This is a genomic window from Streptomyces sp. NPDC048211 (genome assembly GCF_043202315.1).
GTDB lineage: Bacteria > Actinomycetota > Actinomycetes > Streptomycetales > Streptomycetaceae > Streptomyces.
Genome location: NZ_JBIDAD010000007.1, coordinates 39,306 through 54,228, shown reverse-complemented (window position 1 = coordinate 54,228; position 14,923 = coordinate 39,306). Strand labels below are relative to the sequence as shown.

Below are 14,923 nucleotides of genomic sequence, written 5' to 3'. Positions count from 1 at the left end.
GCCGGTTCGCTCTTCGGGGAAGGGCTGGTCGTCTTCATGGCGATGTCCTCGGCGGGTTCGGATCGGAAGGGCGCGTGCCGGTCAGTCATCGGTGCCGCCGTGGTCGCGCAGGAAGGTGAGGGCGGCGCGCGCGGTGGCGTCGTTCTGTCCGAAGGCCGGGCCTCCGGTGCGTGGCCGGGTGAAGGCGCCGCCGGCGCGCGCCGCGGTGTGCGGGCCGAGAGCGAAGCGGCGGGGGTGCGGCAGTCCGTCGCGGTCCAGGACGCGGCCGTCGCCGGGGTCGACCGCGAGCAGTCCGGTGGCGGTGGCCTTGGCCCCGTCCTCGTAGAGCGCCCTGAGCAGGGTGCTGCGGGTGCGTCGCGGTGAGGGGTCGGGCAGCCGGGCCTCGACGAGGGCGCGGGCCTCGATCCGCTCCTCCGGTACGGTGGCGGCGCCCGCCCGGAAGAGGCCCCGCTCCTCGTCGGTCTCGACCGTCGTCCCGGCACCGAGGAAGCGGACGACCCCGGCCCGGGAGAGCGCGAGCAGCTGGCGCAGCCGGGGGCCGGGCGGGCCGGATGCGAGATAGCTGAAGAAGCCGTGCCACCAGTCCCCGATGTCGCCGAACCGGATCAACTGGCCGTATACGGAGAGCAGTCCGAGGAAGACGGCGAGGTCCTCGCTGTGCCCGGGATCGTGCCGGCGGGCCAGGTCCGCGGTGATGTAGGCACGCGTCGCCTCCTGGAAGGAGTCGGACGAGGTGTGGCGCACCCCGTCCAGCGGGTGGTCGAGTGCCGCCAGGTCGAGCCGGTCGGCGGGGTCGGGGACACCGGCCGCGACCACCGCCCGCAGTTCGGCGCTGCCCGGGCCGGCGGCCGCGTACTTCTCCTCGAAGGCGGTCCAGTCGGCCGTGGTGCGCTCGGGGCGGGAGGCGAAGAGGCGGTGGTAGTGGGCATAGCCGAGCTCTTTGTCGACATGGGGCCATATGTCGCGGTAGAAGTCGGGCGGCTCCGGCCGGTTCAGGAGTTCCCCGGCCAGGTCGGGACCGAAGAAACGCGGGAGCGGCGGCCGCTCGCCGGGCCGTACGTATCCGATCTTGGAGTGGTACGGGACACCACGCCGCGATCCGACGAACAGGACGGGTTCCTTCCCGGAGGGCAGGTACGCGTCGTTCTCGAACCGTCCGCCGCGGCCCTCGGTGAGCAGCACCATCAGATCGATGAAGGCGAGTCCGAAGCCCCGGACTATGACGGGTTCGCCGGCGGGCAGGTCGCCGAGGTCGCTGTCGGCGGTGAAGTCGGGCGGCAGGTGGATGAGGCCGTGCCGGTCCGCGAACCGGGACAGCCGTCGCTGTTCGTCGTCCGGTTCGGCGTCGAGGTGGCCGAGGGTGAGTACCACGAGGTCGGCGGTGAGCGGTTCGGCGCGGCCCTCCAGATGGACGGACTGGCGGCCGCCGCGGGGGCCGGTGACGCGCAGGGCGCGGCCGCGGTGTTCGTGGACGGTGACGGTGGGCGGAAGCGCGGCGAGCGACTGCTCGTACACCCAGCGCAGATAGGCGCCCTGCAGTCGACGGCTCGGGAAGTCCTGTCCCGTCAACTCCTCGATCTCACGGCGGAGTCCGGGCTCCCCGGCGGCATCGGGTCCGGGGTCGGTCCGTCCCTCGCGCACGTCGGCCGCCCAGGTGTCGAGCGCCGGGCCCGGCCGTACCGGACCGTCCAGGCGGACGGTGTCGTCGGTGAACATGGTGACGTCCTCGGCCATGGAGTTCATCCACAGCAGCGGCGACTGGTCGTGGCGCCATATCCGGCCGCCGCCGGGCGGGAACGGGTCGACGAGATGGATGTCCAGCGGCCTGTCGCCGTACAGCGTGGGGGCGTTGGCGGCGATACGCTCGATGAGACCGGTACCGCGCGGCCCTGCCCCGACGACGACCAGCGTGGGGGCGGCGCTCACCGGGCGTCCCCGGTGCCGCGTGCGTAGTACCGCTCGACGTAGTGCTGGCCGACGCTGAGCAGCGAGGTCACGACGACGTACCAGAGGGTGGCGACCAGCAGCAGCGGGATGACCTGGTAGGTGCGGTGGTAGACCAGCTGGACCGAGTACAGCAGGTCCTGTACGGCGATGATGCTGACGATCGAGGTGCCCTTGAGGGTGCCGATGAGCATGTTCCCCGCGGGCGGCACGATGGAGCGCATGGCCTGCGGCAGCACGATCCGGTACAGCCGCCGCCACGGGCCGAGGCCCAGGGACTGCGCGGCCTCCAGTTGTCCGCGCTCCACGGACAGGATGCCTCCCCGGACGACTTCCGCCGCGTACGCGGCCTCGTGGAGCGTCAGTCCGATGACGGCGACCGTGACGGGGCCGAGGAGGTTCACGGTGCGGACGCCGAGGATCTCCGGGTAGAGCGCCCCGATGTTGAACCAGAACAGCAGCTGGACCAGGATCGGGGTGGACCGGAAGAGCCACACGTATCCCCAGCCGACCGCCTGGAGCACGCGGTTGGCGGAGAGCCTGAGGACGGCGAGCAGCGTCCCCAGCGCGAAGCCGAGCACCATCACGAGCGCGGTGAGCCAGAGCGTGAGCCCGAGGCCGCGCAGCACCGCCGTGGTGGCGAAGTAGTCGCCCACGACGTCCCATTGGAAGGCGTCGTTGCGGATGACGGAGTTCAGCGCGAGGGCGAGCAGGACCAGTACGGCGACGGCCGCCGTCCACTGACCGGTCCGGCGGACGGGGACGATCCGCAGCCGGTCGGCATCGTCGTCCTTGAGGGGTCCGGCCGGAACGGCCGGCGGAAGGGTGTCTGTCTGAGCGGACATGCGAGGGCTCCGTGGATGCGGCGATCGAACACGGGGCGCGCCCTCGGCACGGAACACAACGGTGGAACACAACGGGGACCGGGCCCCTCAGCCCGATCCGCCTTTGAGGTAAGCGCTGTTCGCGGCGGCTTGTCAACCTTGTCCACACTGTGAGCGGTGCGTCTCAGGCCAGTTGACGGACCACCGGATGCCTGTTCCACTTGGGCCATGCATTCGCAGCAGTGGCTGGTCAAGCGCTCCCACATCGACTTCGGTCGCGTGTGGTCCTGTTCCTGTTGAGCCTTCGCCCTGCTCCGCCCCGCATTCCCGCTCGCGCCGTGACCGGCGTCTGAGCTCTTCTCCCCGCGTGCCCTCGCGGACACAACACCGCACCACCCTCCCCTCGCACCGGTCTTCCCTTCGTGTTCCGCCTTCCTCCGCCCGTCCGTGGGCCGTCGCGCGCTGCCCCGCGCCCGTCCACGGCCGACGACACTGGAGAACCATCCCTGATGCCCCGTACCCGGCACACCGCTGCCTTCGCGCTGATCACCGCCGCCACGCTGACGCTGACCGCGTGCGGGTCCGGCGATCCGGCGTCCGCCCCCGCGGGGGCGGCCGGTTCCGCCGCCAAGGGCGCGGTCCCCACCACCGACGTCGTGTCGGGAGTGAAGAAGGACGCGGCCGCGGCCGCCCTGCTGCCCGCGGAGGTCCGCTCCTCCGGCACGCTGAACATCGCCTCCAGCGTCGGCACCCCGCCCGGTGCCACCTATCTCGCGGACGGTACGACCCTGGCCGGCACCGATATCGACTTCGGGGATGCCGTGGCCAAGGTGCTCGGGCTGAAGCCGAAGCGGGAGGTCGCCGCCTTCGAGGCGATCCTGCCCGCACTCGGCAGCGGGAAGTACGACGTGGGCACCGGCAACTTCGGCGTGACCGACGAACGCAGGCGGACGATCGACTTCGTCACCTACCTCAACGACGGCCAGGGCTTCGCGGTCCGCGACAACAGCGGTCTGCGCGAGGTGACGGACCTGACCCAGCTCTGCGGACTGCCGGTGGGCACCGCCGCGGGCACCACGTTCGAGGTGACGCTGGAGGAGAACAAGCACCGGTGCGCCGAGGCCGGCAAGAAGCCGTACGACGTGAAGACGTACTCCGATCTGGCCGCGGTCTGGAGCTCGCTCCAGCAGGGGCGGACCGATGTCGTGATGTCGACCATCAACGGACTGCGGTACGCCGTGAAGCAGCAGGAGGGCGTGCGCTTCCTCAACGAGTTCAAGCGGCTCGACGTCGGATTCGCCTTCAAGAAGGGCACCCCGCTGGCACCGGCCTTCCAGGCCGCCGTCAACCGTCTCCAGGCGGACGGCACCTACGACCGGATCCTGAAGAAGTGGGGCATCTCCGCCTCGGCCGTCGAGACCTCTCAGATCTCGCCGCCCGAGATCAAGTGACGCACCGGCGGAACTTCGGCGGCGGGGTCTCCGGGCGCCGGTTCAACAGCTGCAGTCGCACCCGCAGCAGTCACAGCCGTCGCAGCAGTCCCCACAGTTGCTGCAGCAGTCGCAGGCGTCGCAGCAGTCCCCGCAGTCGCACTGACTGCACAGCCCCTCGCGGCGCCGGTGGCTCCACGGGTCGTCGAAGGTGCCGCAGCACATCTGGCAGGTGCAGGCGAGACCCGCCCACACGAGGCACCCCATGACGAGCCCCCGCCGGTCGCGCGGGGGCTCCGGCGGCTGCGGCGGGCCGGAGGGGCCGGACGGTCCTGTCGGGGCGTACGGATTGCCCGGGGGCGGCCCGAAGGCCCCCGTGTGTCCCCCTCCTGACGGATGAACGGCTTCCGTCAGGAGCCCGCCGCCTTGATGGGAACAGACGTCCGTGGCGAACGCCCGGTCCACCGAGCGCCGCAGTTCGTGCGCCAGCAGCACATGGGCGAGCTTGCCGTCGGCGAATTCCGCGTCGCGCAGCGCCAGCCGTACGCCGCGCAGCGCGTCGTCGCACAGCCGCCGGGCCTCGGCGCGCGAGGTGCCGGTCGCCGTGAGCGGGTTCCACGCTCCCGACGCGGCGTCAGCTTGCTGGTCCTCCACGGCATCCAGCAGATGCGCGAGGCGGCCGAAGAGCCGGCCGGCCTCGGCGAGCGGCTCGCGGTTCTGCGGCTTGCCCGCGAGTACGGCGGTGTGCGCGAAGGCCGCGGCGGTGGCGGTCTCGGTGGGCTCGGTGACCGTCAGCAGCGGGGTGCCGGGCCCCGCGAGCAGCTCGATGCCGGTCTGCCGGTCGACGGCGTCGACGAGCAGCGCGGTGTCGAAGCCGAGCTGCGCACCCGTGCGCGCCCCGGCCCGGTCCCAGCCCGCGGCGACCCGGCGCGCGGCCGCGGCCACGGGGCGGCGCGCCAACAGGCCATCCCGGTCCGCCACGTGGTCGCGCACCTTGGCGGAGGCCAGCACCAGCGAGACGGCGGCCGCGAGCCTGGCACCCTCGCCGCGCGCGACGGGCGCGGTACGCATGGCCCGCAACGGGCAGGGTCCGGCGGTGCGCCGCTGCCCGGGGGTGCGCTCGGTCTGAGCCTCCGTCAGGACCGAGACGATCAGGCCGTCATAGTTCGTGACGATCCGGGCGAACTGTCCGTGATCGGAGCGAAGTGCCAGACAGAGCCCGCAGAGGTGGGCCATCCACTCGGCCTTGAGCCCCTCCGACAGGCGGTGAGTGCAGGGCCTGACGATTCCGAACACGACCATCCCCCAGGAGTCGTTCAGCTGTGCGCGGCGCTCGGGCGCGTGCGCGACGTGCATCGTATCGAGTGACCCGTTCACCCGTACGTCCCCCATGTCACCCGTACGGACCGGAGGACCATATTTTCTTATCTCCAGGGCCCTTATGCAGGAGGAACCTTGACGAATCGCCACATCTTCTGCACCAGTACCGTCACGAATGCCCTGCGCGCCGCCTATCCCCTTGGCGCACGATCCGCATGATGGACGACCATAGGGATACGAAAGACATGCGGAACACCAAGGAACCGCGGTGAGAGGAGGCGTCCATGGGATCGGTGCGCAAGGCGAGTGCCTGGCTGGGCCTCGTAGAGGACAACGACGAGCGGTACTACGACGACGACGAGTACGCCGAAGGTGCACGGACCGGGACCGGTCAGGCCTGGGTGACCGATCCGCGGGTGCGGGTCGCCACGGAGACGGCCGAGGAGACGGGCCGCCGGATCGCCACCGTGACCCCGGACAGCTTCCGCGACGCCCGGAGCATCGGCGAGCTGTTCCGGGACGGCGTCCCGGTGATCATGAACCTCACGTCCATGGACTCCGCCGACGCCAAGCGCGTGGTGGACTTCGCCGCGGGACTGATCTTCGGACTGCGCGGGTCGATCGACCGCGTGGCCACCCGGGTCTTCCTGCTGACCCCCGCCGACACCCAGGTCGTCAACGGCGAAGCCGCCGGCCGGCCGGCCGACGGCTTCTTCAACCAGAGCTGAGCGGGGCGCTCACCGGATCGGTCCGGCCGTCGTTCCGGCTTACCGGAACGCGTCCAGGCCGGTGAGCGCCTTGCCCAGCACCAGCTGGTGCATCTCCACGGTTCCTTCGTAGGTGAGCACCGACTCCAGATTCGTCGCGTGCCGCATCACCGGGTACTCCAGCGAGATCCCGTTGGCACCGAGGATCGTGCGCGAGGTGCGGCAGATCTCGATGGCCTCCCGCACGTTGTTCAGCTTTCCGAAACTGACCTGCTCCGGACGGAGCCTGCCCGCGTCCATCCGACGGCCGAGGTGGTGCGCGAGCAGGATGCCCTTGTGGAGCTCCACGGCCATGTCGGCGAGCTTGGCCTGGGTGAGCTGGAAGCCGCCGATCGGCTTCCCGAACTGCTCACGTGTCCTCGCGTAGTCGACGGCCGCCTCGAAGCTGGACCGGGCGGCACCCATGGCTCCCCAGACGATGCCGTAGCGGGCATGGCTGAGACAGCTGAGCGGGCCCCGCAGGCCGGTGACGCCCGGCAGCACGGCGTCGGACGGCAGCCTCACCTCGTCCAGGATCAGCTCGCTGGTGACCGAGGCGCGCAGCGACCACTTGTGCCTGATCTCCGGCGCGGAGAAGCCGGGGGCATCGGTGGGCACCACGAATCCGCGGATGCCGCTGCCCGCGGCGCCCTCGTCGGTCTGCGCCCAGACGACGGCGACCCCGGCGACCGAGCCGTTGGTGATCCACATCTTGCGGCCGCTGAGCACCCAGTCCTCGCCGTCGCGCTTGGCGTACGTCCGCATGCCGGCCGGGTCGGAGCCGTGGTCGGGCTCGGTGAGGCCGAAGCAGCCGATGATCTCGCCCGCCGCCATGCCGGGCAGCCACTGCCGCTTCTGCTCCTCGGATCCGAAGCGGTGGATGGCGTACATCGCGAGGGAGCCCTGCACGGAGACGAGCGAGCGGATCCCGGAGTCCGCGGCCTCCAGCTCCAGGCAGGCCAGTCCGTACTGGACCGCGGTGGCGCCCGCGCAGCCGTACCCCTGGAGGGACATGCCGAGGGCGCCGAGCGAACCGAGCTCGCGGGCCAGCTCGCGGATGCCGGGCAGCTCGCCGTTCTCGTACCACTCGGCGATGTGCGGCAGGACCCGGTCGGCGGCCCAGACCCGGACGGTGTCGCGGATCGCGAGATCCTCGTCGCCCAGGAGGTCGTCGATGCCGATCGGGTCGCGGGGGTCGAAGGGCGGGAGTTTCGAGGACGGAGCGGTGGACATGAGGGAGTGCCTCCGGCGGCTCGCACGGTACCGATGTCGGTGGGGGGCGCCGGAAACCAGCAGTGCTCCAAAAACTAGCAGTGATAGTTACGGCGTCGTGCCGACGTTACGACTCAGTGTGCCGCGCGTCCAGAGCCCGTCGCCTCGGCCGGCGTGCGGCGCGCGGACAGCCGGAGCAGCGCCTCGGGCCGTTCCTGGACCGGGACCTCGCGGGGGCCCGGGAGCCCGCCGGGGCCGTGGGCCTCCTGCTCCTTCCCGGCGGCGGGCACCCCGGCGCCTTCGGCCGGCTCCTGGGCTTCGCGGCGCGGCGGCGGGCACTCCATCACGCGCGGCAGCTTCAGCGCGGCGAGCGCCCCGAGCAGCAGCAGGCCCGCGCTGACCAGCAGGGTGACGTGCAGTCCGTCGATGAAGGCGTTCCGGGCGGTGTCGCGCAGTACGGTGCCGAGCGGGCCGCCGAGCTGCGAGGCGACCTGGTACGCCTCGCCGAGGGAGTGCGAGGCCGCGGCACCGGCGGAAGCGGGGACGCCCTCCTCGGGCAGCCTGGCCAGGCCGGGAGCGTAGGCGGCGTTCATCACGCTGCCGAGCAGGGCGATGCCCATGCCGGCGCCCAGCTGGTAGGAGGTCTCTCCTATCGCCGCCGCCCCGCCCGCCCGCTCGGCCGGTGCCTCGCTGAGCATGGACTCGTACGCGCCGAAGAGCGTGGACTGCAGGCCGAAGCCCAGGACGACGAAGGACACGGTCAGCAGGCCGGGCCGGTCGTGCTGGCCCATCGCCGTCAGCATCAGCACCGCCGCCGCCGTCAGGACGAATCCCCAGCCGACCATCCGGCGCGGCCCGACCCGGCGCAGGGTGTACGAGCCGGTGGCCCCGGCGGCCATGGCGGCGAAGGTGAGCGGCAGCAGCCGCAGACCGGTCTCCAGCGGGCTGAGGTCCAGGACGAGCTGGAGGTACTGGACGGCTATCAGCTCCAGGCCGACCAGGGCCAGCATGGCGACGACGATGCAGCCCACCGCGGTCGTGAAGGCGGGCCTCGAGAACATCCCGATGTCGATGAGCGGATGCGTCCGCCGCTTCTGGCGGCGTACGAACGCGACGAGCAGCGCGGCACCGGACAGCAGCGGCACGAGCGTGCCCGCGTCGAGCAGCCCCTCACCGGCGCCCGCGCGCTTCACACCGAGGACGACGCCGAGCACGCCGGCGGCGGCCATCAGCGCACCGAACACGTCCCAGGGCCCGTCGTTGCTGCCACGCGACTCCGGCAGCAGGAGCCGGCCGACCGGCAGGATCAGGGCCATCAGCGGAATGTTGATCAGGAAGACGGAGCCCCACCAGAAGTGCTCGACGAGGAAACCGCCGATGACCGGTCCGGTGGCGGCGCCGACGGCCGCGACGGCGGTCCACACCCCGATGGCCACCGCCCGCTCGCGGCGGTCGGGGAACACCTGCCGGAGGATCGACAGCGTCGCCGGCATGATCATCGCGCCGCCGACGCCGAGCAGGGCCCGCGCCACGATGAGCACGCCCGCACTGTCGGCCATGGCCGCGACGGCGGAGGCGATCCCGAAGAGCGCGTAGCCGAGCAGCAGGACGCGCCGGCGCCCGACCCGGTCACCGAGCGTGCCGAAGAGGATCAGCAGGGACGCGCAGACCAGCGGGTAGACGTCCACGATCCACAGCAGACCGACGGCGCTGGGCCGCAGGTCCTCGGTGAGGGCGGGGACGGCGACGTGGAGCACGGTCGCGTCGAGTGCCACGAGCAGCAGACTGAGACAGAGGACGACCAGGACGACCCATCGATTGGCCCCGTCGGCGGCTTCGCGCAGACGGATGCGGGCTTCGGTCGTCCTGGACATGCATCTACCTCCCAAAAGGTCCCTCGCGCTCGGCAGGCCCCCGGGGATTCAGCGTCGCTGTCCCTCCGGGCCCGGCATCGACGGGCGAGTGATGCGCCAGCGTACGCGAGTTCGACAGGGCCACACGTGGCCCATCTCATACCTGCCGACGCCGCGGAGTGTGGCGTACGCCACTGCGGCCGCCCCTCCGGGACCCCATCCCGACCTGCGGCGACGGGCCCGGACGGCCCGGCGCCCCCTCCGCAGGGCACCGGCGGTAGGCGTCCAGTAACCGGACCGACACCGTCCGTTCCGCCCCGCGGGAGCTCGCGACAAATGCACTTCGCCATCCGGTGCGCTTTTCCGTCAATAGTCGAATGCGCTTGAGTAATACCTGCCGAAAAAATGAAACAAGAGGATCCCAGGAGACTCCGGAGCCCCGGAAAAATGAGCCGACCTGAGACATAGTCCACATCACATCGTCATCACAAAGCGGCCGGATCGACCGGGGCACCCACTCACTCGCTGTAACGTCGATTGGGTGCGTACCGACATCTTTGCCCGTCTGGACCGGGAGCCGGAACCGCCGAAGATAGAGACACCGCGGATGAGTCCTCACCGCATCGCTCTCTTCGGCGGGACGTTGGCGTTCTATCTGGCCATCGTCATTGCCGTGCTCATGTCGTCCTGGCTGGTGACCCTGGACTGGAAGGTCATGCTCTTCCGGCCGTACCAGCAGTGGCCCAGCATCCACGCGTTCCTCGACTACTACGTCGTCCTCGGCCAGCGCGGACCGACGGCGGTCATGGTCGCCTGCTGGCTGGGCTGGCGCTCGTGGCGGCAGCACACCCTGCGGCCCCTGCTGACGCTGGGCGCCTCGCTCCTGCTGCTCAACGTGACGGTGGGCGCGGTCAAGATCGGCCTCGGCCGGCTCGGCCCGCACTACGCGACGCAGATCGGATCGGCGGAACTCTTCGCCGGCGGCGATATATTTCCGTCCGGGCACACCGCCAACGCAGTCGTGACCTGGGGAATCCTCGCCTACCTGGCCGCCACACCGCGAGCCAGGCGCTACCTGTCGGCCATGTCAGCGATCGTCTCCCTCGGGGTCGGCCTGACCACGGTCTACCTCGGTACGCACTGGCTCAGCGACGTCGTCCTCGGCTGGGCCGCGGGGCTGCTGATCCTCCTGGGCCTGCCGTGGGTCGAGCCCCTGATCACCCGGGCCGAGAACTGGATCTTCGCGGCCCGCGAGTGGCTGAGCGCACGCGGCAGGACCGCGGCGCCGCCGGCGCCCGTCACGGCGGGCGCCCCCCAGCCCGTGCCGGCAGGCCGTCAGGCCGCCGTCGAGGCGGCCGGAGCCGCTTCCGCGATGACGTCCGGCACCGCATCCGGGGGCGACTCCGCGGTGACGTCCGGCACCGCATCCGGGGCGGGCGGGCACCCGACGGCGGTGGTCGCGGCCACCGGCGCCCGCCCGCGCGCCCACACGGCGCCCCCCGCGCACCAGGGCCACCCGGCGCGCTCGGAGCGGACTCCGGTCACTCCGGCCGGCAGCCGCCGCCCGCCGCACGCGGACCGCACGCCCCGCAGCGGCACGGCTCCGGCCCGGCCGGTGGCCGGCGGCTGACCCGCGGAACTGCGGGAACGGTGCGCACGACCCCACCCCGCGTATGACTGAAGGCCCCGACTCCGGTCGGGGCCTTCAGTCATACGAGCACGGGAGTCGGGCCGACGGTGCGGGCCCTCAGCCGGTCCAGCAGCGCCTGACGACGCCGGCGTCGACCTCGAAGTTGATCCGGCCGCTCTGGAACTCCATGGTGATGATCATGCCCGGCGGCAGGGCCCTGACGGTGTCCCAGCCGTGCTCACGGGCCCGCCGTTCGGCGGTCTCGGCGGCGAGGCCGACGTAGCTGCCCGGAGTGTCGTCCGGCTGGGCGGAAGGAGTCGGTACAGGTGCCATGCCTTCCACCGTAGGCGGCCGCGGGCGGCGGCGGAACCCGGGGCACCACCCGGTCACATCGCATCCCCACGTACCCCGCCGGTCACGCTTGTGTCACAGGATCACCACAGGCGATCCCCCTCGGGGTCATTCGTTCGGACGCACGATTCGGCATCGGACGCACAGTAATCACACAGGGGGAGAAATGACCACCGAAACAGGCCGGAATAGCATCGGAAACAAGCGGAATACTCACTACCGGGTGACATCGATTGCGCGCCGGAACAGTGCCTCGCAAAGGAACACATGCCCGGGAATTCACCCTTCCTTATCGCACCCTTATCCGGAGGTGACGATATCCACACCATCCCACCGCCGACCCGCCGCGGCATCCTTCCGCCCGTATAGCGGATGCCCGGATCGACCGCATTCCAGCCCCTGCGGCAAGGGCACGTCCGGGGCCGCGGCTCCTCCACGGGGCACGCCGGAGCGCGACCGCCGCCCCTGCGCCCCCGCCGCCGCGGGGCGTCCAGGATGCACAGGGCACGTTTCACCATTGCGCCATTTGTCCAGGTATCGCCGCCCTGATCGTCCCCCGCGGTTCGATTCCGTTCCCCTTCCCGCGTGACCCCGGCAGCGGCTCACCCGTTGTCTCTTCATGAGCCGGGAACCGCCCCGGCCCACGTACCGAGTTCGAGGAGCCACCCGTGCCGCGCATGCTCGACGTCAGCGAGGACGTACGCGCCGAGATCGGCGATGCCGAAGCCGACCGGCTGCTCGTCGGCGACAACGCACCCGGAAGTTACGACTGCACCTCCTGCCGCACCCCCGGCGACTCCGAGCAGGAGCGCACCAGCACGGTGCTGTTCGTCGGCGACGAGACCGCCGTCCTCGCCTTCGCCCACGCCACCTGCATCCCTTCGCAGGTGGTGCAGGTCGCCGAGGAACAGCTGCAGGGGGCCGTACGCAGCATCACCGGCAGTGAGCAGGAGGACCCGGACCGGGTGACTCCCGAGCAGGCGGTGCTCGGAATCACCAGCGGGCTCGTCCTGATCGACGACGAACTCCACCCCGCCCTGGTCGTCGAGCCGACCGGGGCGATCGCCCGTCCCGGCACCGACGGCAGCGGCGGCGACGAGTTCCTCCAGCTGCTGCTGGAGCAGAACTTCCGGCCGGTCCACCGGATGGACCAGGTCCCGGAGGTGCTGCACGGCTGGTCGATCCTGCTCGCCATGGGGCAGCTGCACGCGGTGCTCCAGCCGGGCACGGGCGGCGGCGCCCCGGTCGCCTGGTGGCAGGCGCACGCGCCCCTTCAGGTCACGGAGGGCTGGCGGACCGCGGCCAACAAGTCGCAGACCGTGCTGGTCTACGCCGCGCCGGCCGGTTCGATCGGTCAGCAGCCCCGCGAGGACCTCCTGCGCGACGCGCTGGAGAAGGCCGCGGCCGGCGGGCTCCTGGTCGCGGCGGCCATGCCGCTGGCCGGGACCTGATCATGCCGGGGCACCTCGCGCACCCGCGGCGGACAGCGATTTCTCCCGCGGGCCCGCATCCGACGGACGGCGGGGTCGTTGGCACATACGTGCACTCATACGACCCCTCCCACCAGCGTCCGAGCCCGATCCCTGCCATGCGTCCCGCGCAGGACCCCTCGGGCGGCCCGTCCCACACCCCGATCTACGACGCGCTGTACTCCGAGTACCGCAGGTCGTTCAGGGCGTTGCCGGGTGATCGGAGCGGCGAGGAGAGTCTGGGCCTGCCGGCCTTCGGGACCGGGCTCTTCGGCTCGCGCACCCCGTTGAGCGTGCACTCGGCGCACTCCGGGCACGGCGGGGCGGCGAGTACCGCGGGCGGCGCGGGCGGGCACGGCGGCGGCCCCAGCAGCCACACCGGCAGCCTGGGCTCGTGGCAGCGGGTCGGACGGCACGCCGGGCGGGTCCAGCCCGCGGCGCTGCCACCGGGGTCGCGGGACGCCTGACCGTACGACGGAGCCCCGGACCACTCGCCGAGCGAGTGGTCCGGGGCTCCGTCGTACGGTCCAGGGGGCCAGGGACCGGCCGTCACCGCCCCTCCGGCCCTGAGGGCCCCCGGGGCTCCGGGAGGGCCGCAGGGCGCCGTTCTGGCGCCTCACGGCACGCCGGGCGGTGACACCGGTTGCCCGGACTGCCTACTTGTTGCGGCCGCGCTTCTCGCGGACCCGCACCGAGATGTGGATGGGCGTGCCCTCGAAGCCGAACTCCTCACGCAGCCGGCGCTCGACGAAGCGGCGGTAGCCGTGCTCCAGGAAGCCGGAGGCGAAGAGCACGAAGCGCGGCGGCTTGGTGCCCGCCTGGGTGCCGAAGAGGATGCGCGGCTGCTTGCCACCGCGGATGGGGTGCGGGTGGGAGGCGACGATCTCACCGAGGAACGCGTTCAGCCGGCCCGTCGGAACGCGGGTCTCCCAGCCGTCCAGCGCCGTCTCGATCGCCGGAACCAGCTTCTCCATGTGGCGGCCGGTGAGGGCGGAGACGTTGACTCGCGGGGCCCACGCGACCTGAGCGAGCTCCGTCTCGATCTCGCGCTCCAGGTAGTAGCGGCGCTCCTCGTCGAGGGTGTCCCACTTGTTGAAGGCGACGACGATCGCACGCCCGGCCTCGACGGCCATGGTGACGATGCGCTGGTCCTGGACGCTGATCGACTCGCTGGAGTCGATGAGGATCACGGCGACCTCGGCCTTCTCCACGGCGGCCGCGGTACGCAGTGAGGCGTAGTAGTCCGCACCTTCCTGGAGGTGGACCCGGCGCCGGATACCGGCCGTGTCGATGAACTTCCAGGTGATGCCGCCGAGGGTGATCAGCTCGTCGACCGGGTCACGGGTGGTGCCGGCCAGCTCGTTGACGACCACACGGTCCTCGTTGGCCACCTTGTTCAGCAGCGAGGACTTGCCGACGTTCGGACGGCCGATCAGCGCGATACGGCGCGGGCCGCCGACCGCCGTGCCGAACGACTGGGCCGGGGCCTCGGGAAGCGCCTCCAGCACGGCGTCCAGCATGTCGCCGGTACCGCGGCCGTGCAGCGACGAGACCGGGTGGGGCTGGCCGAGGCCGAGCGACCAGAGCGCGGTGGCGTCGGCCTCACCGCTCTGTCCGTCGACCTTGTTGGCACAGAGCACGACGGGCTTGCCGGACCGGCGCAGCAGCTTGACCACGGCCTCGTCGGTGTCGGTGGCGCCGACCGTGGAGTCGACCACGAAGACGACCGCGTCGGCCATCTCGATCGCGTACTCGGCCTGGGCGGCGACGGAGGCGTCGAGCCCGAGGACGTCCTGCTCCCAGCCGCCCGTGTCGACGACCTTGAAGCGACGGCCCGCCCACTCGGCCTCGTAGCTGACCCGGTCACGGGTGACGCCGGGCTTGTCCTGGACCACGGCCTCACGACGGCCGATGATGCGGTTCACCAGCGTCGACTTGCCGACGTTCGGACGGCCGACGATCGCGAGCGCGGGAAGCGGGCCGTGACCGGCCTCACCGATCGCACCCTCGACGTCCTCGGGGTCGAACCCCTCCTGCGCGGCGAGCTCCATGAACTCCGCGTACTCGGCATCGCCAAGCGCTCCGTGCTCGTGGTCCGAGCCGCCGGAGTGAATCTGGTCGTTCATGAAGTCCGTTCCTCTTTG

12 protein-coding genes are annotated in these 14,923 nt (G+C 71.5%); 5 read left to right on the top strand and 7 right to left on the bottom strand.

Annotated features, from left to right (window positions below):
• Positions 1–81: 81 nt before the first annotated feature.
• A complete protein-coding gene (locus ACGFZA_RS25015; protein ID WP_393682010.1) occupies positions 82–1,926 on the bottom strand; it encodes an FAD/NAD(P)-binding protein in 1,845 nt (614 codons plus the stop codon).
• Positions 1,923–2,789 carry an amino acid ABC transporter permease gene (locus ACGFZA_RS25010; protein ID WP_393682008.1) on the bottom strand — a complete coding sequence of 289 codons (867 nt, stop codon included), beginning with the start codon at positions 2,787–2,789 and terminating at the stop codon, positions 1,923–1,925. The genes ACGFZA_RS25015 and ACGFZA_RS25010 overlap by 4 nt, the downstream gene beginning before the upstream one ends.
• Before the next feature lie 488 nt (positions 2,790–3,277).
• On the opposite strand from ACGFZA_RS25010, the gene ACGFZA_RS25005 reads away from it, so the two are divergent.
• Positions 3,278–4,219: an ABC transporter substrate-binding protein gene (locus ACGFZA_RS25005; RefSeq protein ID WP_385288738.1), complete on the top strand. Its 942-nt coding sequence runs from the start codon at positions 3,278–3,280 to the stop codon at positions 4,217–4,219.
• A 42-nt stretch (positions 4,220–4,261) separates the two neighbouring features.
• On the opposite strand, the gene ACGFZA_RS25000 is transcribed toward ACGFZA_RS25005, so the two are convergent.
• Positions 4,262–5,494, bottom strand: coding sequence for a DUF5685 family protein (locus tag ACGFZA_RS25000; protein WP_393682390.1), 1,233 nt, complete (start codon positions 5,492–5,494; stop codon positions 4,262–4,264).
• A 308-nt stretch (positions 5,495–5,802) separates the two neighbouring features.
• Here ACGFZA_RS25000 and ACGFZA_RS24995 point away from each other — a divergent pair, with 308 nt between their 5' ends.
• Entirely contained in the window at positions 5,803–6,246 is a 444-nt protein-coding gene (locus ACGFZA_RS24995) for a cell division protein SepF (protein WP_326735374.1), read from the top strand.
• A 39-nt stretch (positions 6,247–6,285) separates the two neighbouring features.
• Here the strand turns inward: ACGFZA_RS24995 and ACGFZA_RS24990 are convergent, their stop codons facing one another.
• Positions 6,286–7,497 carry an acyl-CoA dehydrogenase family protein gene (locus ACGFZA_RS24990; RefSeq protein WP_393682005.1) on the bottom strand — a complete coding sequence of 404 codons (1,212 nt, stop codon included), beginning with the start codon at positions 7,495–7,497 and terminating at the stop codon, positions 6,286–6,288.
• 113 nt (positions 7,498–7,610) lie between these two features.
• The gene (locus tag ACGFZA_RS24985; protein ID WP_393682003.1) at positions 7,611–9,350 is read right to left on the bottom strand and encodes an MFS transporter; all 1,740 of its coding nucleotides are present in this window, start codon (positions 9,348–9,350) and stop codon (positions 7,611–7,613) included.
• 520 nt (positions 9,351–9,870) lie between these two features.
• Here ACGFZA_RS24985 and ACGFZA_RS24980 point away from each other — a divergent pair.
• On the top strand, positions 9,871–10,959 hold the full coding sequence (locus ACGFZA_RS24980; RefSeq protein WP_385288730.1) for a phosphatase PAP2 family protein: 1,089 nt from the start codon (positions 9,871–9,873) through the stop codon (positions 10,957–10,959).
• Between the two features lie 117 nt (positions 10,960–11,076).
• Here the strand turns inward: ACGFZA_RS24980 and ACGFZA_RS24975 are convergent, their stop codons facing one another.
• Entirely contained in the window at positions 11,077–11,292 is a 216-nt protein-coding gene (locus ACGFZA_RS24975; RefSeq protein WP_385288727.1) for an I78 family peptidase inhibitor, read from the bottom strand.
• A gap of 686 nt (positions 11,293–11,978) precedes the next feature.
• On the opposite strand from ACGFZA_RS24975, the gene ACGFZA_RS24970 reads away from it, so the two are divergent.
• Positions 11,979–12,761 carry a hypothetical protein gene (locus tag ACGFZA_RS24970; protein ID WP_385288724.1) on the top strand — a complete coding sequence of 261 codons (783 nt, stop codon included), beginning with the start codon at positions 11,979–11,981 and terminating at the stop codon, positions 12,759–12,761.
• Between the two features lie 137 nt (positions 12,762–12,898).
• On the top strand, positions 12,899–13,246 hold the full coding sequence (locus tag ACGFZA_RS24965) for a hypothetical protein (RefSeq protein WP_385288721.1): 348 nt from the start codon (positions 12,899–12,901) through the stop codon (positions 13,244–13,246).
• Positions 13,247–13,435: 189 nt separating this feature from the next.
• On the opposite strand, the gene der is transcribed toward ACGFZA_RS24965, so the two are convergent.
• Positions 13,436–14,905: a ribosome biogenesis GTPase Der gene (der, locus tag ACGFZA_RS24960; protein WP_352123975.1), complete on the bottom strand. Its 1,470-nt coding sequence runs from the start codon at positions 14,903–14,905 to the stop codon at positions 13,436–13,438.
• Positions 14,906–14,923 lie beyond the last annotated feature (18 nt).

Excerpts from the sequence above, each read along its gene's own strand:
- ACGFZA_RS25010 (WP_393682008.1), bottom strand. The coding sequence starts at position 2,789 with ATGTCCGCTCAGACAGACACCCTTCCGCCGGCCGTTCCGGCCGGACCC.
- ACGFZA_RS25005 (WP_385288738.1), top strand. The coding sequence starts at position 3,278 with ATGCCCCGTACCCGGCACACCGCTGCCTTCGCGCTGATCACCGCCGCC.
- ACGFZA_RS24995 (WP_326735374.1), top strand. The coding sequence starts at position 5,803 with ATGGGATCGGTGCGCAAGGCGAGTGCCTGGCTGGGCCTCGTAGAGGAC.
- ACGFZA_RS24990 (WP_393682005.1), bottom strand. The coding sequence starts at position 7,497 with ATGTCCACCGCTCCGTCCTCGAAACTCCCGCCCTTCGACCCCCGCGAC.
- ACGFZA_RS24985 (WP_393682003.1), bottom strand. The coding sequence starts at position 9,350 with ATGTCCAGGACGACCGAAGCCCGCATCCGTCTGCGCGAAGCCGCCGAC.
- ACGFZA_RS24975 (WP_385288727.1), bottom strand. The coding sequence starts at position 11,292 with ATGGCACCTGTACCGACTCCTTCCGCCCAGCCGGACGACACTCCGGGC.
- ACGFZA_RS24965 (WP_385288721.1), top strand. The coding sequence starts at position 12,899 with ATGCGTCCCGCGCAGGACCCCTCGGGCGGCCCGTCCCACACCCCGATC.
- der (WP_352123975.1), bottom strand. The coding sequence starts at position 14,905 with ATGAACGACCAGATTCACTCCGGCGGCTCGGACCACGAGCACGGAGCG.